15 protein-coding genes are annotated in these 24,088 nt (G+C 62.5%); 4 read left to right on the top strand and 11 right to left on the bottom strand.

All coding sequences use genetic code 11. The features are described 5' to 3' along the window. Position 1: 1 nt before the first annotated feature. The gene (locus GEV02_RS17215; RefSeq protein ID WP_174999143.1) at positions 2-1,525 is read right to left on the bottom strand and encodes a sensor domain-containing diguanylate cyclase; all 1,524 of its coding nucleotides are present in this window, start codon (positions 1,523-1,525) and stop codon (positions 2-4) included. Continuing rightward, entirely contained in the window at positions 1,518-2,621 is a 1,104-nt protein-coding gene (gene waaF / locus GEV02_RS17210) for a lipopolysaccharide heptosyltransferase II (RefSeq protein WP_152839242.1), read from the bottom strand. Before waaF ends, GEV02_RS17215 begins: the two co-directional genes overlap by 8 nt. A gap of 189 nt (positions 2,622-2,810) precedes the next feature. On the opposite strand from waaF, the gene GEV02_RS17205 reads away from it, so the two are divergent. After that, a complete protein-coding gene (locus GEV02_RS17205; protein ID WP_152839140.1) occupies positions 2,811-5,081 on the top strand; it encodes an O-antigen ligase family protein in 2,271 nt (756 codons plus the stop codon). Between the two features lie 117 nt (positions 5,082-5,198). Here GEV02_RS17205 and GEV02_RS17200 read toward each other — a convergent pair whose 3' ends face one another. Both GEV02_RS17200 and GEV02_RS17195 read right to left on the bottom strand, forming a co-directional pair. Continuing rightward, positions 5,199-5,801 carry a response regulator transcription factor gene (locus GEV02_RS17200; protein WP_152839139.1) on the bottom strand — a complete coding sequence of 201 codons (603 nt, stop codon included), beginning with the start codon at positions 5,799-5,801 and terminating at the stop codon, positions 5,199-5,201. Continuing rightward, positions 5,791-7,428: a sensor histidine kinase gene (locus GEV02_RS17195; RefSeq protein ID WP_152839138.1), complete on the bottom strand. Its 1,638-nt coding sequence runs from the start codon at positions 7,426-7,428 to the stop codon at positions 5,791-5,793. The genes GEV02_RS17200 and GEV02_RS17195 overlap by 11 nt, the downstream gene beginning before the upstream one ends. 338 nt (positions 7,429-7,766) lie before the next feature. On the opposite strand from GEV02_RS17195, the gene GEV02_RS17190 reads away from it, so the two are divergent. Further along, positions 7,767-8,738 (top strand): VirK/YbjX family protein, encoded by a 972-nt coding sequence (locus GEV02_RS17190; protein ID WP_152839137.1) that lies wholly within the window; start codon positions 7,767-7,769, stop codon positions 8,736-8,738. A 41-nt stretch (positions 8,739-8,779) separates the two neighbouring features. After that, positions 8,780-9,013, top strand: coding sequence for a DUF6139 family protein (locus GEV02_RS17185; RefSeq protein ID WP_152839136.1), 234 nt, complete (start codon positions 8,780-8,782; stop codon positions 9,011-9,013). A gap of 103 nt (positions 9,014-9,116) precedes the next feature. On the opposite strand, the gene dnaE is transcribed toward GEV02_RS17185, so the two are convergent. Then, positions 9,117-12,662, bottom strand: a complete 3,546-nt coding sequence (gene dnaE / locus GEV02_RS17180) for a DNA polymerase III subunit alpha (RefSeq protein ID WP_152839135.1) — start codon at positions 12,660-12,662, stop codon at positions 9,117-9,119. A 137-nt stretch (positions 12,663-12,799) separates the two neighbouring features. Between dnaE and GEV02_RS17175 the strand changes: the two genes are divergently transcribed. Beyond that, entirely contained in the window at positions 12,800-13,699 is a 900-nt protein-coding gene (locus GEV02_RS17175) for a sulfurtransferase (protein WP_152839134.1), read from the top strand. Positions 13,700-13,764: 65 nt separating this feature from the next. Here GEV02_RS17175 and GEV02_RS17170 read toward each other — a convergent pair whose 3' ends face one another. The 6 genes from GEV02_RS17170 to GEV02_RS17145 all read right to left on the bottom strand — a co-directional run bounded on the left by GEV02_RS17170 (position 13,765) and on the right by GEV02_RS17145 (position 23,913). Then, positions 13,765-13,974 carry a DUF6447 family protein gene (locus tag GEV02_RS17170; protein ID WP_235922808.1) on the bottom strand — a complete coding sequence of 70 codons (210 nt, stop codon included), beginning with the start codon at positions 13,972-13,974 and terminating at the stop codon, positions 13,765-13,767. Beyond that, on the bottom strand, positions 13,971-15,320 hold the full coding sequence (locus GEV02_RS17165; RefSeq protein ID WP_328595837.1) for a TolC family outer membrane protein: 1,350 nt from the start codon (positions 15,318-15,320) through the stop codon (positions 13,971-13,973). The genes GEV02_RS17170 and GEV02_RS17165 overlap by 4 nt, the downstream gene beginning before the upstream one ends. 1 nt (position 15,321) lies before the next feature. Next, complete coding sequence (locus GEV02_RS17160; protein ID WP_152839133.1) at positions 15,322-16,680, bottom strand: HlyD family type I secretion periplasmic adaptor subunit; 1,359 nt, start codon at positions 16,678-16,680, stop codon at positions 15,322-15,324. A gap of 3 nt (positions 16,681-16,683) precedes the next feature. After that, positions 16,684-18,501, bottom strand: coding sequence for a type I secretion system permease/ATPase (locus tag GEV02_RS17155; RefSeq protein WP_152839132.1), 1,818 nt, complete (start codon positions 18,499-18,501; stop codon positions 16,684-16,686). Positions 18,502-18,809: 308 nt separating this feature from the next. After that, entirely contained in the window at positions 18,810-22,133 is a 3,324-nt protein-coding gene (locus tag GEV02_RS17150) for a beta strand repeat-containing protein (RefSeq protein WP_152839131.1), read from the bottom strand. Positions 22,134-22,524: 391 nt separating this feature from the next. Next, on the bottom strand, positions 22,525-23,913 hold the full coding sequence (locus tag GEV02_RS17145; RefSeq protein ID WP_152839130.1) for a FecR family protein: 1,389 nt from the start codon (positions 23,911-23,913) through the stop codon (positions 22,525-22,527). Positions 23,914-24,088 lie beyond the last annotated feature (175 nt).

Genomic DNA, 24,088 nt, shown 5'->3' with positions numbered 1-24,088 from the left:
ACTAGACGCCGTCGGCGGCGACCACCTGGTTGCGGCCGCCCGCCTTGGCGGCGTACAGGGCCTTGTCGGCCGCTTCCACCAGCATGCCGGCCACGTGCTCGCCGCGCCGGGGCGCGATGGCCGCCACGCCGGCGCTGATGGTCAGCACGCCGAACGGGCTGCCGCGGTGCGCGGTCTGCAACTGCTCGATCGCCTGGCGGATGCGCTCGGCCACCGCCATCGCGCCCGCCAGCTCGGTGTTCGGCATCAGGATGCCGATCTCCTCGCCGCCGTAGCGCGCCACCACGTCGCCGGCGCGCTTGGGCGTCAGCGCGCGTATCAGCTTGCTGACGGTGCGCAGGCAATCGTCGCCCGCGCCGTGGCCGTACAGGTCGTTGTACTGCTTGAAGTAGTCGACGTCGATCATCACGAAGGACAGCGTGTCGGCGTGGCGCACGGCGCGGCTGAACTCATTGCCCAGCGTGACGTCGAGCTGGCGGCGGTTGGCCAGCCCGGTCAGGCCGTCCTGCATGGCCAGCCGCTCCAGCGTGCGGTTGGCGCCTTCCAGCTGGTCGCGCGCCTGGCGCAGCTCGGCCTCGGTCCGCACCCGCAGATTGATCTGTCCCACCAGCCGCTTGCCGAAAAAGCCCAGCAGCGCGGCCAGCACGATCACGCCGATCGAGCGCGTGAAGCTGTCGCGCCGCCAGTGCTCCAGCATTTCCTCCTGCGACAGCGCGGCCGTCACGAACAGCGGATAGTGCTCCAGCGAGCGGTAGGAATTGAAGCGCAATTCGTCGTCGTAGGGCGAGACGAACATGCCGCTGCCGCTGCCATGCCGCGCGGTGTACGCCTGGAACAGCGGATTGTCGCGCAGGCTGGTGCCGACGCGGTTGTCGTCGAACGGCCGGCGCACCATCAGCACGCCCTGGCTGGAGATCAGCGCCACCGCGCCGCGCGCGCCGATGTCGAAGCTCTGGTAGAAGCGGCTGAAGTAATCGATGTCCAGCGTGGCCAGCACCACGCCGCCGAAGCTGCCGTCGGCCTGGTTCAGGCGGCGCGACACCGGGATGATCCATTTGCCGCTGGTGCGGCTGATGACCGGCTCGCCGACGTGCGGCCCGCGGCCGTCGTGGGTGCGGTGGTAGACGAAGTATTCGCGGTCGGCGTTGTTCAGCGACGGCCCCAGCACCGCGCGCGAGTTGACCAGCCACTTGCCGCCCTCGTCGTACACGAACAGGCCGGCCAGCTGCGGCAGGTTGGCCACCTGGGCCTGCATCTGCCGGTGCACGCGCGCCAAAGCGGGCGCGCCCAGGCCGTCGGTCTCGATGCGCTCGACGATGTCGGCCAGCGAGGTGTCGGCCGCCTTGATGGTGTCGTCGGCGTGCTGCGCCATCGCGCGGGCGACGTTGGAAGTGAGGCGCTGCATTTCCTGCACCTGGGCGTCGCGCGCGATCAGGCTGCGCCAGACGTCGACCGCGATCAGCGACAGGCAGACCACGCCGACGAACAGCGTCGCCCAGAAGGTGATGGTGTAGCGCTTAAACATGGCCCTGAGCATGACCCTGCGCCACGGCCAGCATGGGCTGCAGGCTGTGCCACACCAGCTCCGGCGTCAGCTTGACCATGCAGTCCTGGTGGCCCAGCGGGCACTCGCGCTGCCGGCACGGCGAGCAATCGAGGCGCAGCGAGATCGACGCGGCCAGGTCGGCAAACGGCGGCGCGTGGTCGGGATCGGTGGGGCCGTACAGCGCCACCACCGGCCGGTTCAGCGCCGAGGCGATGTGCAGCAGGCCGGAATCGTTGGCGACCACGGCGGCGCTGGCGGCGATCAGCGCGATGGCGTCGGCCAGGCTGGTGGCGCCGGCCAGGTTGAAGGCGGCCGCGCCCGGCACGCCTTGCGCCACCTCGGCGCAGGCGTCGCGGTCCTTGGGCGAACCGAGCAGCACGATTTGCGTCGCGCCCTCGCGTTCGAGCACGGCGCGCGCCAGGCCGGCGAAATGCGCGGCCGGCCAGCGCTTGGCGCCGCCGAACTCGGCGCCCGGGGCGAAGGCGACGATGGGCCGCGCCGGATCCAGGCCCAGGCGGGCGCAAACGGCGGCGATCTGCGCCACGCCGGCCGCCATGCGCGGACGCGGCAGCGCGGCGCGCTGCGCAGCCTGCTGCGCGGCCTGCGGCGCCGCCGCCAGCGCGGCGTAGAACGCCACCATCGGCCGCGGCGGCGTTTCGTCGTGGTGCATCACGTTGATCAGGCCGTGCCGGCTTTCGCCTTTGTAGCCGACCCGGCGGCGGATGCCGGCCAGCCAGGGGATCAGCGCGTACTTGATGGTATTGGGCAGGACATAGGCTTCGGCATAGCCGCGCTGGCGCAGCAGGCGGGCGTATTTCCAGCGCTCGCGCAGTTGCAGCGCGCCGTGGCGGAACGGGGTTTCCAGCACTTCGTCGACTTCGGCCATCTGCCGCCACACCGGCGACACCGCAGGCGGCGCCAGCACGTCGATCGGCCGTTCGGGATGCGCGGCGCGCAGCAGTTGCAGCAAGGGCTGCGCCATGACGGCGTCGCCGATCCAGTTGGGGGAAATGACCAGGATGCGCGCTGCGGTCCCGGCGGTGACGTTTTTTTGTGGCAACACGGATTCTTTCATCATCGTCAGGCCGGTGGCCCATGCCGGCTCGATTATCGCCCATCGCGGCCCCAGCGACAAGCGCCTGCACAGCGCCGCCACCCTGGCCGCGAGCGCGAAAAACCGCCGAAATAGCGCGGCCTTGGCGCTATGGCGTGCTGCTATAATCGGGGCTTTTGCTCAGCCACCCCGGCCTCCTCTCGCGTGACCATGACTCCAGCCAGCCCCTCGACGCCGCAAATTGAATATGGCGGCCCGCTCTCCTCCACGATGATCTTCCTGCTGCCGGCGCTGGCGATGTCGAGCAAGGTCGGCCTCGGCCTGGTGCAGTTGATGATCTTATTGCTGCTGATACGCCGCCGCCGTCCGCTGCTGGCGCTGTACCGGCGCCACTGGGACGATATCGGTGGCGTGATGCTGGCCTTCGGCAGCTACTTCCTGGTGTCGCTGGTGCGCCTGCTGCTGGACCACCAGCGCCTGAACACCCTGGATGGCCCGTCGCGCCTGCTGTTTGGCCTCAGCTGCATCGGCGTGGTCTACTACCTGCGCCCGCGCGCCCGCCATTTCTGGCTGGGCCTGTCGTTTGCCGCCGTGCTGTCGGCGGTGATGGCGCTCTACCAGGTGACGCTGGGCGGCATGGACCGGGCGCTCGGCTTCACCCACCACGAAATCACCTTCGGCGACCTGGCGCTGGCCTGCGGCCTGCTGTCGCTGTGCGGCCTGGCCGACCTGCGCCATACGCGCATGAGCTGGCTGCCCGGCCTGGGCCTGGTGTGCGGCCTGCTGGCTTCGATGCTGTCGGGCTCGCGCGGCGGCTGGCTGGCGCTGCCGCTGGTGATGATCCCGGTGGCCCGCTTTGGCGTGCAGATCTATGGCCGCCGCCTGCTGACGGTGGGCGCGGTGCTGCTGGCACTGGTGGTGCTGGCCTTGGCCGTGCCGGCTACCGGCGTGGCGCTGCGGATCGAACAGGCGCTGGCGGAAATCCAGCGCTACCTGGCCATCGGCGACGCCACCACCTCGGTCGGCATCCGCCTGGAGCTGTGGAAGGCGTCGCTGATGATGTTCGCCGAACACCCATGGCTGGGCGTGGGCCGCGATCAATTCGACGTCGCGCTGCATGCGCTGGCGGCCCAGGGCCGGCTGCAGCCATCGCCGGCGCTGATCTATAGCAGCAGCCACAACGACATGCTGCACTGCCTGGCCACCGGCGGCCTGCTGGACTTCAGCCTGCTGCTGGCCATGTATATCGCCCCGCTGCGCTTCTTCTGGTCCCAGCTGCACCGTCCGGACCAGGGCCAGCGCGCACTGGCGCTGGCCGGGGTGATCGTGGTGGTGGCCTTCTTTGCCTTCGGCCTGACCGACGTCATGTTCTGGCTGATGATGCCCAAGGTGTTTTACGTGATGATGGTGTGCAGCCTGGTCGGCCTGTGCCTGGCGGCGCAGTATCCGGCGCCTGAGCCGCGCCGCATCCTGATCGCCCGCACCGACAATATCGGCGACGTGGTGCTGACCTTGCCGCTGGCCGGCTACCTGAAGCAGCGCTATCCGCAGGCCGAGGTGGTGTTCCTGTGCCGCCGCTACGCCGCCGCCGTGGTGGCGCAGTGCCGCCATGTGGACCAGGTGCTGACGCTGGAAGAGCTGGGCGACGACTGGGCCGACGGCCTGGCGCGCAGCGGCTGCGACACCATGATCTTCACCTTCCCGATGCGCACGCTGGCGGCGGCCGCGCGCCGCGCCGGCATCAACCGCCGCATCGGCAGCAGCCACCGCATCCACCACTGGTACCACTGCAACCGCCTGGCCACCTTCAGCCGCGCCGATTCGCCGCTGCACGAGGCGCAGCTGAACTTCAAGCTGCTGCTGCCGCTGGGCATAGACCACGTGCCGCCGCTGGAACAGTTGAAGACCATGTACGGCCTGAACACGCCGCGCCATCCGGCCGCCGACGCCGTGCTGGCCAAGCCCGGCTTCAGCGTGATCCTGCATCCCAAGTCCAACGGCAACGGCCGCGAATGGCCGCTGCAACACTACACGGCGCTGGCCGCGCTGCTGGGCAAGGTGGACGGCGTGCGCGTGCTGGTGACGGGCAGCGCCGCCGAGGGCGAGCTGCTGGCGCAACAGGCGCCGGCGCTGCTGGCCTTGCCGAATGTGGAAAACCTGTGCGGCAAGCTGGACCTGGATGGCTTCACCGCGCTGATCGGCGGCTGCGGCGGCCTGATCGCCAGCGGCACCGGGCCGCTGCACCTGGCGTCGGCGCTGGGCCGGCCGTCGGCCGGGCTGTTCCCGCCGCTCAAGCCGATTGATCCGGTGCGCTGGGGCGCGCTGGGTCCGCGCGCGCGCAGCCTGGTGACGTCGCCGGCCTGCGGCCACTGCGCCGATCCGGCGCGCTGCACCTGCATGCTGGCGATCACGCCGGAGCAGGTACTGGTGGTGGTGATGGAATGGCGCGCGGAAGCGCTGGTCGAGGCGACGCCTGCTTGAAACACCGAACAATGGGGGTCAAGTCTGACATTCGGACACGAGCTCTGCCGTAAAGGTCTCTACGGCAGAGCTCGTGTCCGAATGTCAGACTTGACCCCCATTGTTGACCCCCATTGTTTAATCCTGCATCGTAATCCGCACCAGGTCGGCGACGTTGTCGACCCCCAGCTTGGCCATCAGCCGCGCCTTGTGCACTTCCACCGTGCGCACGCTGATGCCCAGCGCCGGCCCGATCTCGCGATTGTGGCGGCCCGTGACCACCAACTCCATCACTTCGCGCTCGCGCGGCGTCAGCTCGCTCAGCAGGCTGACGTTGCGGCTGCGCTTCTGCTGCTCGCTGTGCACGCTGCGGGCGCGCGCCAGCGCCTCGTCGATGGCGCCGATCAGCTTGGCGTCGTCGAAGGGTTTTTCCAGGAAGTCCACCGCGTCGGCCTTGAACGCCGCGCGCGCCATGCTGACGTCGCCGTGGCCGCTCATGATGATGACCGGGATGCGGCAGCCGCGCCGCTGCAGCTCCAGCTGCAGGCTCAGGCCGTCCATGCCGGACATGCGGATGTCGATCAGCATGCAGCCGCTCCAGGCCGGCTGCCACGATTGCAGGAAGGCTTCGCCGCTGGCGAACATGGCGGTGCGGTAGCCGCGCACGCCCAGCAGCAGGCCCAGCGCGTCGCGCACCGAGGGATCGTCGTCGACGATGAATACGGTCAAATCATGCTGCATAGTGCTCTCCATCCTGCTCCAACGGGCGCGCCAAGGGCAGCGCCAACCTGAAAATTCCGTGCTCGCCCACCTCGGCCCACAGCGAACCGCCGTGTGCCTCCATGATGGCGCGGCTCAGCACCAGTCCCAGCCCCAGGCCACTGGCCTTGGACGAGACGAAGGGCTCGAACAAGCGCGCCGCCAGCGCCGCCGACACGCCGTTGCCGCTATCCTCCACCGACAGCTGCAAACAGCCGCCCCGCAGCGGCGCCTGCCCCGGGCGGCGCTTGCCGTCCAGCCGCTGCGCCGACAGCGTGATGCGGCGCGCGCCGGCGGGACGCTCCTGCACCGCCTCCAGCGCGTTGGCCAGCAGATTGCGCAGCACCAGCTCCAGCTGCAGGCGGTCGGCCAGGACGGCCAGCGGCGGGATCTCGCCCACCTTCAGCTCGACGCCGTGCTCGCGCATCTGGCTGAAGAACTGCTGGCTGATGCCCGACACCAGCTGGCCGGCGTCGACCGCCTCCAGCTTCATCGCGCCGGTGCGGAAGAAATCGCGCAGCCGCCGCACCACGTCGGCGGCCCGGCCCGACTCGGCGATCATGCGCTGGATCGCGCCCTTGAGCACGTCGCCGCTCTCGCCCCGCTCCAGCAGGAACTCGCAGGCCTTGCCGTAGGCGCCCAGCGCCGTCAGCGGCTGGTTCAACTCGTGCGCCAGCGCGGCCGCCATCTCGCCGGCCGCCGCCAGCCGCAGCGTCTGTTTCAATTCGCTGGCCACCTTGCGCAACTCGTCGACCGCGATGCCGATCGAAAAGCCCACCAGCGCCAGCACCGCGTCCAGCATCTGCAACTCATGCACGGCGATGTTGACCGCGTGGTTCCACTTGACCAGCGCGCCGATGCCGGCCTGCAGCACAAACACCATCAGCGCCGTCCCGAACAAGCCCTGGCGGAACGCCGCCCAGATCACCGGCAGGAACAGGAAATAAAAATGCTTGAACTCCGACGTGGCGATGGTGCCGAATACCATGTACAGCACGCAGATTGCCAGTGCCAGATAGGCCAGCGTCTCGGCCCGCCACACGGTCGCCTTCAAGCGCTGGCGCCCGCTGGGGCTGGCCAGCATCCAGATCAGCGGCATCGACACCAGCACGCCGACCATGTCGCCGATGCCGAAGCGCAGCACCGCCTCGCCCCACTGCCCGGCCGGAATCAGCCCGGCCGCCGACAGCACAGTGATGTAGCCGACATCGTTGACCAGGGTGCCGACCACCACGATCAACAGCCACTGGAACAGGCGGTCGCGGCTGTCGAACACGCCGCCGTCGCCGAAGCGCCGCCGCAGCGCCGCGCCCAGCAGGCCGTAACCGGCCGCCAGCCACAACGAACTGAGCAGGCTCACCGTCCAGCCGGCCGGCATGCCGCGCACCAGCAGCTCGCCGCCGACCAGGGCCAGCAGCCACGGCAGCGCCGCGCGCCAGCCATGGCGCAGCCAGAACACCAGGCCCAAGGCCGGATCCGGATTCCAGGGCGTGATGTTCAAGCCGTACAGCGGGTCGATATAGGTGGCCCAATCGAACAGCAGGTACAGCGCGATAAACGCTGGGAATTCCAGATAGGACAAACGCGACGGGTTGGGAGTAAGTGGCATGGTGGCTTTGTATCGTTATGTAGCATTATGCATTGCCAAAATTCATCGCGCATTGCTTTTCACTACTACGCGTTCCCCTTATTCCTGCGCTTTCGCCTCTATACAACACTTACTTTTCCGAAGCAGCAATTATTAAGGGAAAACCGTAAGCCTTTACCCCAATTTACAATACGTTACACAGGATTTACGATGCTCACATGTCGTAATGGCACCTACCATTGACGAGAAGACACTAAAGCAAGCGTGCCGCCCCCATCCTCGTCGGCCAGTGATTGATGTCTCCCGTGCAGCTGCCGCCATACCACCCTTTGCAGCCCGTTTTTCCTGAGAGACGATCGATGTCGCAGTTAATCACTATCCGCTCCGGCGCCGCCGATTTCCACGGCCTGAAACAAATGCGCGAGACATTCAAACTGTCGCTGCGCGCCTTCCTGCACCGCCAGGCCACCTATGGCTGGCTGCAACTGCTCAATTCCCATCCGCTGTTCATGGACCTGGTCAAGGCCAAGCCGCGGCTGATCTACAAGATTTACCGCCCTTACCTGAGCAACACCATGGACTGCGCCCAGCGCGTCGAACTGTTGCAGCAGCACTACCGCTTCATCTTCCGCCAGGGCCTGGGGCCGCTGACGGTGCGCGCCGCGCGCGGCGGCGTGGTGCTGGGCAGCGTCGAGGGCAAGTCCGGCGTGCAATACCAGATCGAGCTGCGCGCCATCGAGCCGATGGAACGCGAAGGCGAACTGGTGCTGCAACTGAAGCAGGACGGCGAGCTGATCTACAGCTGCGCATTCAGCTTCCTGCAGGGCGTGCGCGGCATGCAGCTGGGCATAGGCTGCATGCAGGGATCGAAGAGCGAACACGGCCTGCAGGTCATCAAGGACGCCACCCGCGAACTGCACGGCCTGCGGCCGAAGAATTTGATGGTCAAGCTGCTGAGCCAGATCGGCCACGACTACGGCTGCGTCGAACTGCGCCTGGTCAGCAACGCCAACCGCGTGGTCTGCGGCGCCGCCCGCCAGGGCAAGGTGCACGCCGACTACGACACGCTGTGGCAGGAGCTGGACGCCAGCCGCCGCGCCGACGGCGACTGGCGCCTGCCGTGCGAAGCACTGGCCGCGCCCGACCTGGCGGCGATCGCCTCGAAGAAACGCTCGGAAGCACGCAAGCGCCATGAAACGCTGGCGGCCCTGATCGTGGCAGTACGCGCCGGCCTGCACGCGCCGCGCTTCGAAGCGGTACCGACCTCGCTGGGCCAGCACTACGCAACGCTGCCGTTGGACGCACACGACGACGAATACGCGCTGGCCTGAAAAATCCGGTACCATGGCTTTTTCGTCCAAGGAGAAATACCATGCGTGTGGATATTTATTGCCGAGATGAAGCAATGGGCAAGCACAGCTATCTGGCCGTGCCAGAGGGCAAGCCCATCCCTGAAGAAGCCACCAATACCGACTGGCATCCCGAAGCCAGGCAGGTGGAAGTCGACGATGACAGCGACGACCTGCCGCGCTACCACATCGTCCACCCGCTGGAGCAGATAGGCTCCAAGGGTTACGCCATCACCAGCATCAGCGAACAGCTCTGACGTCGTTCCCGCGCAGGCGGGAATCCATGCACTGCATGAATTCCCCCCATAGAACGCTGGCTTGGCATGCGACGCATGGATTCCCGCTTTCGCGGGAATGACATCAGTATTCGATCGCCACGTCCTTGGCGCCCAGCACCTGCTGGAGCGCCAGTTGCAGTTCGTCCGACGGCGCCACGCGCCAGGCTTCGCCCAGCTGCACCACGCAGCCCACGCCCTGCGGCGTGATGCGCGCCGACACCGGCAAGCCGTCCGCGTTGCGATGCGGCGCCAACACCTCCGCCATCTTGCGCACATCCACCGAGGCCGGCAGCGCCATGCCCAGCTGCTTGCCGTAGTTGATGCGCGCCGTGACGATGTCGAACACCTTCTCGGCCGAGATGCGCAACCCGCCGGAGAAACGGTCTTCCGACACCTTGCCGACCACGGCCAGGAACTCGTCATCCTTGAACATGCGCTTGTTCTCTTCGAACACTTCGCTGTAGACCGTCACCTCGACCACCGCCGTCTTGTCGTCCAGCGTGACGATCAGGATCTTGCCCCGCTGCGTCATCTGCGGACGGATGCCGGTAATCACGCCGCACAACATGCGCGGCTCGCGCGACGGCTCCAGCTCGGACAGCTTGGTGCGGGCGAAGCGGCGCGCTTCCGGCGCGAACGAGTCGAACATATGGCCGGACAGGTAGAAGCCCAGCGCTATCTTTTCCTCGGCCAGCTTCTGGCGGTCGGTGAACGGCGCGGCCTTCACGTACTCGGGCGGCGCCACCAGATCGGAATCGTCGCCGCCGAACAGGCTGACCTGGTTGGCCGCCTTGGCTTCCTGGTCGGCGCACTCCATCGCGAAGCTGACCGAGGCCAGCAGGATGGCGCGGTCGATCGCCAGGCAATCGAAGGCGCCGGCACGTATCAGCGATTCGATGGTGCGGCGGTTGATCTGCTTCTTGTCCACGCGCTTGCAGAAATCGAACAGGCTGGTGAACGGGCCGCCGGCGGTGCGCGCGGCGATGATGGCCTCGATCGCATTCTGGCCCGCACCCTTGCAGGCGCCCAGGCCGTAGCGGATCTGCGTGACCTTCTTGCCCGTCACCGAAGGCGGCGGGCCGTCCGGCATGAAGCGGAAGTCGGATTTGTTGATGTCCGGCGGCAGGATGGTCAGGCCGCAGATGTCGATCGAATCCTCGACCAGGATCTTGACCTTCTCGGTATCCTCCATCGCCAGCGACATATTGGCTGCCATGAACGCGGCCGGATGGTGGGCCTTCAGGTAGGCCGTGTGATACGACAGCAGCGCGTACGCGGCGGCGTGCGACTTGTTGAAGCCGTAGCCCGCGAACTTTTCCATCAAGTCGAAAATCTCGTCGGCCTTCTGCGCGGTCAGGCCATCCTTGGCGGCGCCGGCGCGGAAGATTTCGCGGTGCTCGGCCATCTCCTCGGCCTTCTTCTTACCCATCGCGCGACGCAACATGTCGGCGCCGCCCAGCGAGTAGCCGCCGACGATCTGCGCCATCTGCATCACCTGCTCCTGATACACCATGATGCCGTAGGTTTCGGACAGAATCGATTCGGTGCGCGGATCGGGATAGTCGAATTTTTCGCCGTGCTTGCGTTTGCAGAAGTCCGGGATCAGGTCCATCGGGCCCGGACGGTACAGCGCCACCAGCGCGATAATGTCTTCGAAGCGGTCGGGACGGGCGTCTTTCAACATGCCCTGCATGCCGCGCGACTCCAGCTGGAACACGGCCACGGTCTTGGCCTTGGTCAGCAGCTCGTAGGACGGGCGGTCGTTCAGCGGCAGGCGCGCCAGGTCGAACCCGGACTGCTCGGGATCGAGCATCTTGATGTAGCGGACCGCGCGGTCCAGGATGGTCAGCGTGGTCAGGCCCAAGAAGTCGAACTTCACCAGGCCGACGGCCTCGACGTCGTCCTTGTCGTACTGCGACACCACGCCGCCATCGCCGCCCTGCGTGTACAGCGGGCAGAAGTCGGTCAGCTTGCCCGGTGCGATCAGCACGCCACCGGCGTGCATGCCGATGTTGCGGGTGATGCCCTCGACCTGTTGCGCCAGGTCCAGCAGCTGCGCCACTTCTTCCTCGTTCTGCTGGCGCTCCTTGAGCATCGGTTCTTCCTCGATCGCCTCGGCGATCGACACCGGCTTGCCAGGCTTGAACGGAATCAGCTTGGAGACGCCGTCGCAGAAGTTGTAGCCGAAGTCCATCACGCGGCCGACGTCGCGGATCGCGCCCTTGGCCGCCATGGTACCGAAGGTGGCGATCTGCGACACCGCGTCGCGGCCGTACAGATCCTTGACGTGCTGGATCACCAGGTCGCGTTTTTCCTGACAGAAGTCGATGTCGAAGTCGGGCATCGAAACCCGTTCAGGATTGAGGAAACGTTCGAACAGCAGGTTGTATTTCAGCGGATCCAGATCGGTGATCTTCAGCGCGTAAGCCACCAGCGAACCCGCGCCCGAACCCCGGCCCGGGCCGATCGGCACGTCGTTGTTCTTGCCCCACTGGATAAACTCCGCCACGATCAGGAAGTAACCCGGGAACTTCATGTTGATGATGGTGTTGTTCTCGAACTCCAGCCGCTCCTCGTAGCGCGGCCGTTGCTGCTCGCGCTTGACCGGGTCCGGATACAGCTGCTCCAGACGCTCCTCCAGGCCCTTTCTGGTTTCCGCGCGCAGGAATTCGTCAATGGTCATGCCCGGCGTCGGGAAGTTCGGCAGCTGCGGCTTGCCCAGCGTCAGCGTCAGATTGCAGCGCTTGGCGATCTCCACCGAGTTTTGCAGCGCGGCCGGCAAGTCGTGGAACAGCTCGCGCATCTCGGCCTGCGACAGGAAGCGCATCTGCTCGTTGAACTTGCGCACGCGCTTGTTATTGGCCAGCATCTCTCCTTCGGCGATACAGGTGCGCGCCTCGTGGGCGATGAACTCGTCCTTGTTGATGAACTGCACCGGATGCGTGGCCACCACCGGCAGGCCCAGCTTGGCGGCCAAGGCCACCGCGTGGCGCACCTGGGCTTCCTGGTTCGCCTGGCCGGCGCGCTGGATCTCGATGTAGAAATGGCCGGGGAAAATCTGCGCCCACTTCTCGGCGTTCTTTTCGGCCAGCGCCGGGTTGCCGTTTTCAATCGCCATGCCGACATCGCCGAAGTGCGCGCCGGACAGCACGATCAGGCCGTTGGCCGGATTGACGTCGGGCAGCAGCGGATAGGTCTTGGCGGTCAGCTCGGCCAGCCACTCGGTGCGGATCTCGGCGCGGCCCTTGTACTGGTTGGTCAGCCAGGCTTGCGACAGCAGTTCGCACAGCTGCAGATAGCCCATGTGGTTCTTGGCGAACAGCATCAGGCGATGCGGCTTGTCGCGGTTGTCGTCGTTGGTGATCCAGACATCGACGCCGACCACGGGCTTGATGCCCTTGCCGCGCGCGGCCTTGTAGAACTTGACCATGCCGAACATATTGGACAGATCGGTGACGGCCAGCGCCGCCTGCTTGTCCTTGGCGGCGGTGCCGACCAGGTCGTCGATGCGGACCAGGCCGTCGACGATGGAGTATTCCGAGTGCACCCGCAGATGGACGAAATCCGGTCCGGTAGGAATAACCGCTGCCGGTGCCGCCACTTCTTGTTCGTTTGCTACCATGTTCATACGCCGCTCAATGCTGGTTCAATAACCAGCTATTTTACCGTGCGGCGGCCGGGTGCGATAATCCTTTCACTGCCTGTTTTTTGGGCAGAAAAAGCGCGTATAATGTCGGCTCTTCACATTTTTTGCTCTTATCCACCATGCACGCTAATACTGCTTTACAAGCTGAAGCGCATGCCGCCGCCATCGCTGCCGCTGCCGCTCACGTCAACATCGCCGCCTACAAATTCGTCACCTTCGACGACACCGAGGCGATGCGCCCGCTGTACCAGGACATTTGCCAGCGGCTGGGCCTGAAGGGCACCATCCTGCTGACGCCGGAAGGCATCAATATGTTCCTGTCCGGCCCGCGCTCGCACATCGACGAGTTCCTGGCCTGGGTCCGCAGCGACGCCCGCTTCGCCGACCTGGAAGTGAAGGAAAGCTATTCGGCCGAACAGTCCCACAAGCGCATGCTGGTCAAGATCAAAAAAGAAATCATCACCATGCGCATGCCGCTGATTAAGCCGGAAGAAGGCCGCGCGCCCTTCGTCGAAGCGCACACGCTCAAGCGCTGGCTCGACAGCGGCGTCGACGACAACGGCCGCCCGGTGGTGATGGTCGATACCCGCAATGATTTCGAAGTCGATGTCGGCACCTTCGACCACACGGTCGACTACCGCATCAAGAAATTCACCGAGTTCCCGGAAGTGATCGCCGCCCACAAAGACGACTTCGCCGGCAAGACCGTGGTGACGTTCTGCACCGGCGGCATCCGCTGCGAAAAAGCCGCGATCCACATGCAGAACATCGGCTACGACAACGTCTACCAGCTCGAAGGCGGCATCCTCAAGTATTTCGAGGAAGTCGGCGGCGCCCACTACACCGGCGACTGCTTCGTGTTCGACTACCGCACCGCGCTCAATCCGAAGCTGGAACCGACCGAGACCGTGCAATGCTTCGTCTGCCGCTCGGTGGTGACGCCGCGCCAGCAACTGGCGCCGGAATACGTGTACGAGAAATCGTGCCCGCATTGCTACGGCAAGCACCAGGCGGCGTAAGCATCGCCCAAGAAAAAAAGCCGCGCATCCTACGATGCGCGGCTTTTTTTATTTCATTTGCTGGATTACTGCTTGGTGACTGGCAGCAGCAACTGCAACGCCGACTGATAGGCATTCCGCGCAGTCTGGTAGACCGCCAGCTTGGCGGTCAGGTCAGCGATCTGCGCATCGACAAATTGCAGGTTGGTCACCTGCTCCTGCGCGGCATCGCTCAGCTCGCGAACCTTGTAGCTGACGCCATTGACAGTCACCTCCAACTCGTCATCCATCATCATGACTCGGCGCGGAAGTAAGGCGCTATCTCCTGCACATCAGTCTCGGACAGCGTACCCGCTGCCGCACGCATGCGCAGTGTGTTCAACAAGTAGTTGTAGCGGGCCTGCGCCAGGTCGCGCTTGTTGGTGAAGAGTTGCTGCGTGGCGTTGAGCACGTCCAGATTGATGCGCACACCGCCCTTGACGCTTTGCTGCGTGGCCTTGATCAGCAGCTCCGACGACGCAACGGCCTTCTTCAACGCATCGATGCGCGCCACACTGCTCGCCAAGGAATCGTAGTCCTTGCGCAGTTCAAGCAGCACCTTGTCTTTTTGCCCCTGCAGATCCGCCTTGGCCTTTTCCTGATTGGCCACGGCCTGACGACTCTGCGCACTGACGGCGCCGCCGGAATACAGCGGAATGTTCACCTGCACGCCGATACTGCGGACGATGTTGTCTTGATTGAAGGTCTGCACCGTATCGGCAGAACTGCGGCCATAGGATGCGACAAAATCCACGCGCGGCGTATGGCCCGAGTAAGCCTTGTTGACTTCCTGCTTCGCGATCTCGACACCATACACCAGCGTCTTGATATCGGGATTGCGCTCCAGCGCGACGGTCTTCCACGCCTCATAGCCCTGCGTATCGGCCGGCCGGGTTTCAAAGTTCGACACCAGTCTGTCCAGCTCGCCGACATCGCCGCCGATCACGGCCGCCAGCGCACTGCGCGAATTGTTCAGCGCATCCTGCCCTTCCAGCACGGTCGCTTCGGCCGCATCCAGACGCGCCTGGCTTTCCAGCATATCGGTGCGGGTGCCTTCGCCTTTTTCGAACAGCCGGTCGTTGACCTTGCGCTGCTCGACGTAGACATCGCGCTCAACCTTGAACAGTGCCAGCAGATCCTGCTTGTACAGCACATCAAAATAGGCGTTCACCACGCGCGAGATCACTTCCTGCTGCTGGCTTTCGAACTGCGCCGCCGCGTAGTTGCTCTGGGCGGCACCCTGCTTGTAACGCGCATAGGCATCCAGGCTGAACAGTGTTTGGCGCACCTGTATCGTGGCGTTGCGGCTGATGTAGTCGCGCGCCACCGACGCACTGCCCTCGGAGATGGTAGTCCGGTTCTTGCTGGCATTGTAGCTGCCCGAAATCGACGGCAGCAAATTGGAGCGGCCGAGGAGGCGGTTCTCTTTGCCAGCCTCGCTGGCATAGTATGCCGCGCGGTACGCCGCATCGTTCTTCAGCGCGGCTTGATACGCTTCCACCAAGCCCAGGGCACTGGCGGCAGGCGCGTACAGCAGCACCGCGCCGGCCACTGCCGCCGCGACTGTCTTCAGCGTCTTGCCTTGCTTCGAGAGGTAGCTCACTTTACTCCTCCGTCATCGAAGTTTTGGCACGGTCAAACAAAGGCTTGAGCAGATAACTCATCATGCTGCGCTCACCCGTTTTGACGAACATCTCGACCGGCATGCCGGGGATGACGTTCATTTTCTTGGCAGTGATCATCTTCATGCCTTCCGGCGTAACCCTGGCCCGGACCTTGTAGTAAGGCGAGCCGTTGTGTTCGTCGATCGAACGGTCGGCAGCGACTTGGACAACGGTGCCGCTGATGTGCGGCGTCTTGTTGGTATTGAAGGCAGCAAAGATCAGTTCCACAGGCAAGCCATCATGCACCTTGTCGACCAGATTCACGGCCAACTGGCCCTCGACCACCAGCGTATCTTCGGTCGGTACAATCTCCATCATCTTCACGCCGGCACCAACGACACCGCCTTTGGTGAATACCGTAGAGCCGAGCACGATACCGTCAGCCGGCGACTTGACTTCGACGTTGCCAACATCAAATTGCTGCGCTTCCAGCCGCGCTTCCAACGCCGTGGCTTCTTTTTGCACATCGCTCAGCAGGCCACGCAGTTCGCGTTGGGTATCCTGCGTACGTTGAATTTTCTTCAGACGCAGTTCCGCAATCTGCCGCTTGGCACGGCCGATGTTCCCGATGTCTTCGGAGATCGCACCTTCGACTTGCGAATACGTGCGTTGAATATCGAGGAAGCGGTTACGCGCCATATAGCCATCACGCACCAAGTCGCGAGCACCGTCGAGCTGCTCCTTCAACATCGCCAGCTGCTCCTTCTTGTTGCCGCGGGATTCCTCCAGCCCCCTGGACTGGCTTTCAATACCTGCGATGTTCTCATCGGCACCAGCAAGCTCGGAGCGCAGTGCCGATTGACGCGAGTTCATCAACTGATTTTGCAATTCCATCATTGAAGCCACGCGCGGATCTGCTTTATAGGGCACCAGCGCCTCAGGGAACGGCACGCTTGATTTATCCGCCAATTCAGCCAACAGGCGTGCTTCGGAGGCGCGCGCACTCAGGTACTGGGCCAACGTGACGTCCAGGGAAGATTTAACCTGGATATTATTCATCCGCACAAGTACCTGACCTTGCTTCACATGGTCGCCGTCATGCACCAGAATGTCTTGCACAATACCGCCGGCCATATACTGAACGGCTTTGCGGCTGTTTTCCTTCACCACCGTGCCGGATAGCGGTACCCCCTTATCCAACGGCGCCAAGGTCGCCCAAATCAGAAAGCCGACCACCCCGGCCAGCACGATAATCCAACCGAGTTTGGCATAGGCGCCAGCATCGGTATTGACCGTCAACGGTTCAACGTCATGGCTGATCACCTCAACCGCCGGTTGCTCTTTCTTGATAATGTTCATCGCTTATTCCTGTTCTGCTTGTTGCGCAGCGGCCTGCTGCGCTGCCTGCTGCTGTTGCGCTACCCGCATCGCATCCTCTTGCGCCGCACGCTGAGCCGCTTGCGCTTGCTGTTGCTGCGCTTCCAGCTGCTTCTGGGTTGCGTCCTGCAGCGCCTGCAGCACCTGATTGCTTGGACCGAAAGCAGCCACCGCGCCATCGCGCAATAGCAACAGCTTGTTGGTTGCGCTAATCACGCTGGTACGGTGAGTAATCAGCACAATAGTCTTGCCACGCGAACGCAGGTCATTGATCGCTTGCAGCAGAGCCTGTTCGCCGATATCGTCCAGGTTAGAATTCGGTTCGTCCAGCACGATCAGCGATGGGTCGCCATACATGGCGCGGGCCAGTCCCAGACGCTGACGCTGGCCGCCGGACAAGCCGGCGCCGCCGTCGCCCAGACGGGTGTCGTAGCCGTCCGGGAAATGCAGAATCAGCTCGTGCACACCGGCGCGTTTAGCCGCCAACACCACCTTCTCTGCGTCCACCTCGCCAAAACGGGCGATATTTTCACTGATGGTACCGCCGAACAATTCGATATCCTGCGGCAGATAACCGATATGCGGCCCCAGTTCGGCCTTGTTCCAATGATAGATATCGGCGCTGTCGAGACGCACTTTACCCAGGCCTGCGGGCCAGACGCCAACCAGCAGCCGCGCCAGCGTCGACTTGCCCGAGCCGCTAGGGCCGATCACGCCCAGCACGTCGCCGGCCTGGATCGCGAAATTCACACCGCGCAGTACTGGCACATTCGTGCCAGGCACTGCGGCCGTGACCGACTCCACCGACAAGTTGCCTTGCGGTCTAGGCAGTTCCATGCCCGCCGTGCGGGCAGGGTTTGCAGCCAACAAATTATTAAGGCGTTCATAGGCGCTGCGCACCGTACTGAACGATTTCCATACACCGATGACTTGCTGCACCGGCGCCAAGGCGCGCCCCACCAGAATAGACGCTGCAATCATCATCCCGGGGGAGATTTTATTCTCCAGCACCAGCAATGCACCGAAACCCAGTACCAGCGATTGCAGTGAGACTTGCACGAATTTGGTCACTGCGCCGACTACACCGGCCTTCTCGCTAGCTTCGGCTTGCAGGTGAAGGAACTTGCCATGTAACTTGTACCAGCGCCCCATCAGGTTCGGCAGCATGCCCATGGATTCGATCACCTCCGCATTGCGCAGATTATTGGTCGCCAGCGTATTCGCGGCGATCGACATGGAATTCGCCTCCGACAGCGGCTTGTGCGAAACGCGCTCATTGACGTACGCGCACAACACCAGCAGCGCAGTGCCACACAACGAAAACAGCCCCAAGCTAGGTTCAAAGACAAAGATAACGATTAGGTAAACCGGGAACCACGGCGCATCGAAAAACGCAAACAGCGCGTTACCAGTAAGGAATTGTCGGACACTGGTCAGATCTGCCAGGGACTGGCCGGCGTTACCGCCCGCGCGCTTCAGATTCTGTTCAAACGCCGCCGTATAGACGCGCTTGTTGAGCTGCATGTCGAATTTCGCCCCGACTCGCACCAGCACAAAACTACGGATCAATTCCAATGCTCCCATGAATGCATACGCCCCCAGGATCATCAGGGTAAGCATCAGCAGCGTAATCTCGTTGCGGCTACCCAGCACGCGATCATACACCTGCAACATGTACAGCGATGGCGCCAACATCAGCAGATTGCTGATCGCACTGAAAGTGCCAACGGTAACGAACGTTCCTTTGAAGGTGCGCAGCACCTGTGCAATTTCGCTATTCGGGTCTATTAACTGTTTTTTCATATCATTACGCGCAGAGCGCGGCCTATCAATGGTGCTAAATTGACAACCACCCTATATCAATATAGTCGCGAGGATGGGGAATGGTCAAAGAATTCGCTGGTACAGCGAGAGCAGACATTATCGCCGAATTTCCACAAAAAATGTGATGCTCATCACATTTTTTACAAAGACCCAGCAACAAAGAAGAAATACAAGAGGGATGGCGACTTTTTTTACGACACCAATAAACAAAGGCCGAGCGTGAGCTCGGCCTTTGCGGGTCGGAGAGCCAACTGCGCTCTCCGAATCAATACGACTCTAGCGAGCGATTAGCCCAGGGTTACGATACCAGCAGCAGCGGTCGTCGCGGTCGAGCTAGCGTGGTAGCCGACCAGGACGATGCTTTGACCAGCAACAGCACCGGTAGCGTCGGTGTCGTAGGTCACGATGGTGTCAGCACCGCTAGCACCGTAGTTGAAGATGCCGTTGGCTGCGTCATAGGTACCCGAAGCGAATACCACTTTACCGTCAGCAGCTGCCAGGTTGGTAGCGCCGAAAGTCAGGTTGGCGGAAACGTAGGTGAAGCCGGTGATGCCGGACAGATCCAGCTTGTCGCCAACAGCGATACCTTTAACCACGTCGAACGAACCGGTCAGAACCGAGGTCTGGGTATTCAGGGCGGTGTTATTGCCCGAATCACCAACACCGGCGCTAGCCGAAGTTTGAACGATGGTGTCCACTTTGCCTACGTGAGCAGCCAGGGTGATGGTATCGGCACCAGCACCACCTTTGATCGAGTTGGCACCCGAACCTACGGTGATGATGTCGTTGCCAGCTTTAGCATCGATGGTGTTCGAACCATTGCCTGCGGTGATGGTGTCAGCAGCAGCGCCGCCGGTAACTGCATTGGTGCCGCCAGCAACGGTGATGGTCAGCGCTTTGGTAGCGTTGGTGCCGTCGATGATGTCGCCGCCGTTTGCCGAACCTTTGATGGTAGCAGCAGCAGCCAAGTTGGCAGTTGCCCACTGGAAGCCGGTGCCTGCTGCGCCGGTGCCGGAAACAACCAGACCCGAAGCGTCAGCCGAGGTGATGGCGGTATCGGTATCGATCAGGGTCAGACCCATCGTGCCGTTACCGGTGATTGCCAGCTTGGCTGCCGAGCTAGCCGACAGGGTCAGCGTTTCGGAGAATGCAGCGTGACCAGCGGTGGTGTTGGTATCAACTACCGAGATGTTCACGGTTTCGATGCCAGCAGCCGACACGTTGTTTGCAGCAGCAGCAGCGGCGCTCAGTTTCAGGCTCAGCACGTCGGTCAGGCCGGTGGCGTTAGCCAGCGAGTAACCAACGGAGAAACCAGCAGCGCCGGTGATGGCCAGATCTGCGCCACCAGCTACGTTACCGAAGACCACGTTACCTGCAACGCCGCTAGCGATCGACAGGTGAGCGAAGCCGGTAGCGTCGAAGGTGTTACCGCCACCAGCCAGAACACCCAGACCCAGGGTTTCGAAACCGGTGATCTTGGTGTTGCCGGTCAGGATGTCGGTCAGCGAGTTTTCGATGATCACGTCAGCGGTACCTGCGCCACCGTCGATAGCTACGGTAGGAGCAGTTGCCACGGTCACGGTGTCAACACCCGAACCGCCTTTGTAAGCGGTCAGAGCTGCGTTCAGGGTGATGGAGTTAGCACCGCTCGAACCCGAAGCGTCAACCGAGGTCAGTACCGATTGAGCCGATACGTCAGCTTTCAGGCCGCCAGCACCGGTTACCGTTACGGTAGCCAGTTTGTTGGTGGTGCCGAAGGCGCTGATGGTGGTCAGGGCGCTGTCGTTGACGGTCAGTGCGGTTGCCGCAGCTGCGTTCAGCGAGGTCAGGGTCAGTGCCTTGTCGCCGCTCAGGGTAACAGCGGTTGCAGCAGCAGCAGCCAGGGTTACGCCGGTGCTCTTCGCATCGCCAGTGCTCTTCACGGTCAGCGTGGTAGCAGTGTTGTCGGTGATGATGCCACCGGTCAGCGAGTTCACGGTCAGTGCCAGTGCGCGGGTAGCAGCAGCAGCGGTAACGGTAACGTTCTGGTTGCCGTTAGCAACACCCAGGGTGGTCAGCGCGTCGGACTGGATGGTTGCAGCACCCGAGTTGCCGTCCAGGGTAACGGTGGTCAGCTTGTCGACCAGGGAACCGCTGGCGTTGGTTTGAACGTCAACAGTGCTACCGCCTTTAACGTTGGCGGTGGTCAGGCCACCAGCGTTACCAGCGACGATAACAGCGCCAGTAGCAGCGTTAACCTTGGTAACCAGGCCACCGGTCACGGTCACAGCTGCATTAGCGGTGTCGGTAACGGTGGTGGTGGTGGTTTCCGAAACTTTCAGGTTCACCGAACCAGCTGCATTTACGGTCACGTTGGTCAGACCGCCGAAGCCGGAAACGTCGTAGACTGCGTTGGTCGAACCAGCGACAGCAGCACCGTTAGCGGTTGGGGTGGTTACGGTGATGGTAGCAGCATCGCCAGCAACCGAGAACGACGAGAAGCTGATAACTGGCAGCGCGGTACCGGCCACTGGTGCAGTCACGTTAACCGAGGTGCCGGCGCCAGCGGTGGCAACGGTGCCGCCAGCCAGTGCGTTGATGGCAGCGATGAAGTTAGCCTGGTTGGTTGCCGCAGTTGCGGTCAAGTTCATCGTGGTCGACAGGGTGCCGTAGTTCACAACAACGGTGTCAGCGCCAGCAGCAGCAGCGAAAGCGTAGTTGTTCACTTGTGCAGTTGCTGGGGTGCCAGCAGCGCCAACGGTACCCAGGCCAGCAGCGGTGTTTACCGAGAAGGTTTGCACGTTTTTCACGACTACGCCAGCAGGAACCGAACCACCCAGTACGCCAGCTGCGTCGGAGATTACCAGCGAGTTGTTACCAGCGCCGCCGTCGATGCTGTCCAGAGCGGAGAAGGTGGTGCCGGTGCCGTTGAAGACATCGTTACCAGCGGTGCCCAGCTGAGTTTCAGGACCAGCAATCAGGGAGATTGGGTTGGTCACTGGAATGATCAGGTTAGCGATGGCCGTGGTCACGTTAGCGTGGAAGGCGGTCAGATCGGTGGTCGAGTTGACTTGCAGCAGCAGGCCACGTGCAGCAGCAGCAGCAGCATCACCCGAGAACGAGTTGATCTTAGGGATGGTGTCCAGCGAGTTGGTGAAGTCGATAGCGACCGCTGCGGTGTTTTTCACCAGAGCGGCGTCGATCAGACCTTGTGGCGAGGTGTTACCCAGCGCGCCTTGGGTGATCGCCAGGGCTGCGTTTTCTTTGCTCACGCCACCGGAAACGATAGCGTTGATCCAGTAAGCGCCGCCTTCGTTGTCTGCATCGCGGTGCAGAACGTTTTGGTAGATGGCATTGACAAATTTCGAGATCGAGCCGATGTCGGTGCCGGTGCCGTACAGAGCAACTGCTTCTGGCTTGCCTGCGAAGCTAGCAACCAGTTTGCCAGCTGCCGAAGTTGGGTTAGCTTGAGCGTAGGCGCTCAGAGCTTCGGTGGTAACCAGGGTGCCGCCGGTGGTGTCTGCAGCTGCCAGTTGGGTCGTGAAAGCCTGCAGAGCGTAGTAATCGGCAGGACGGCCGAAGTAGGAAATGTACAGTTGTTGTACTACTGCTGCGTAATCAGTTGCCGCCATGATGATATTCCTTAAAAAGTTTTGGTTTAAACCATAAATTCTGCTGTTCAGAGCATACAGCGCCGTATCACACTGAACACTTCTTGCAGAGGTGGGTGTATATTGCCACACCACGCCACAAACTTTGTGACGGGCATCACAAATCAAAAAGTTTTTCCGCCCAATTTGAAACTATTTGTATCCAACTGCTCAATAATTATGCAAATAGGTCAAAAAAACTACTGCTGAACTGACAGCGGGCATCATTCTATCCGCTCATTCAGCACGACGCCATCATGCAAAAAAAATCGGATAATGTCGCGCATGCGATATTACCCGATTATTAATACTGACAGCAAATTAAGCAGCAATCATTAATCCCACTCTGCAGCCTAATATATGCACATCATTTCTAGCGCGACCAGGTGGTTCCACCGGTGACGGTAACTCCAGGCTGGATATTCTGGAAGATATAGGCAGCCTCAGTGGCATTGGCGCCTCCCAGATAACCACGAACGATGGTACTACCCAGCGTCGGGTTGACGAACATGCCCTTAGAGATAATGCTGTTGGTAATAGTGCCGCTGGAACTAATCGGCACCCGCAAGCCATCGCCGACCACGGTAAGGCCGGTATCAAAGGCTTTGGTGGCGAAATTCACGTTCAGGTGCGCATCCTCGACGGCCGCCACTACCGCATCGCGTCCGGTTCGCTGTAGCGTCGCATCACTACTGGTCAAGGCAAATGACACACTGCCCTCTTTCGGCATCGTCAAGTTGTTCGCGATCGGGCGGGTAATCTGATAACCGCCGGCAAACAACGGCGCTTCGTACTTGCCACTATTAAGCTTAGCCTGCAACTCAGCATCGACCTTGGCGCCGGCGATCGCCTGGTAACGCCCCCAGAAAACTTCTGGCTCAGAACGCACCACAACCGGCGGCGTCACATCGACCGGAGGATTGACCAACGGTACGTCCGGCTTTTGATCCACCAGCGGCGGCACCGTCGTGCCACCACCGGGGTTATTATTACTGGTCTGAGTAATCTGCTTGCTATTATTCAGTACGTTATTGGACTTCTGCGCGTCGAGATTGACATCGCCGCTCGGGCTGGTCGCACCAACTTTACCCGCAGGCTCGTCAGGACGCGCCGGCGCCCCCTGATCGGCCGGCGACATCACCGGGCTGCGCAGCAGTTGCGGGCTGGTCTGGCCGCGCTGCACCTGCAGCATCAGCCCGGCCTGGCCGGCGAACAGTTCACGGCTGGCGCCGCCCTCGCAAGGGCCGCCGCCTTCCGGACCGCAGCCGCCGGCAAAGCCGCTGACCACCACGCCGCCCGACACCACGGTCACGCGCGACGTCTGCTGGTCGGTGTAGACGACGAAATCGGTGCCGCGCACGCCGATCGCGGCGACCGGCGTATTGAAGCGGAAGTTCTGCCGCGCCTGCTTGACGCCGGCGCCGGAGATGCTACGCGCCACGCCCTGCAGCAACTCCAGCTTGACGCGGGTGTTGGCCGGGTTTTGCGTATCGATATGGTAGGCGACGATGCGGGCCTTGCTGTTCGGGCGCAGCACCAGGAAACCCTGGTCGACGGTCTTGACGTAGACATAACCGTCGGCGCCGGTGGTCAATTCGTCACCCTCCTGGATGGCCGCGTCGAGCGCGACAGGACGCGTGCCGACACTGGCCTGGCCAGCGACGAACACGACCTTCCCGGCTTCGCCAGCCTGGGCGGCGGATGCCAGCAGTCCCAGGCCCAGCAACATGGCCGCTAATATGGTGTGAAATTGATTGCGCATAATAAGTTTCTCCCTCAGCCTACATTCTCCGCTATCCTCCTTGAAAGTATGTGACTCGGGTCACATTCTTTCATTTGGATACAATTGAGTGGAGGCCGCCGCCACACCAGTCGCTGTGATTTTGGAAACAATATAAAAAAAATAATTCGCACTATTCCTTCCCAGCACAAGCCGT

Source organism: Rugamonas aquatica (assembly GCF_009380215.1).
Lineage (GTDB): Bacteria > Pseudomonadota > Gammaproteobacteria > Burkholderiales > Burkholderiaceae_D > Rugamonas > Rugamonas aquatica_B.
Note: the sequence above shows the minus strand (reverse complement) of the source record. Positions and strands in the feature narration are given on the sequence as shown.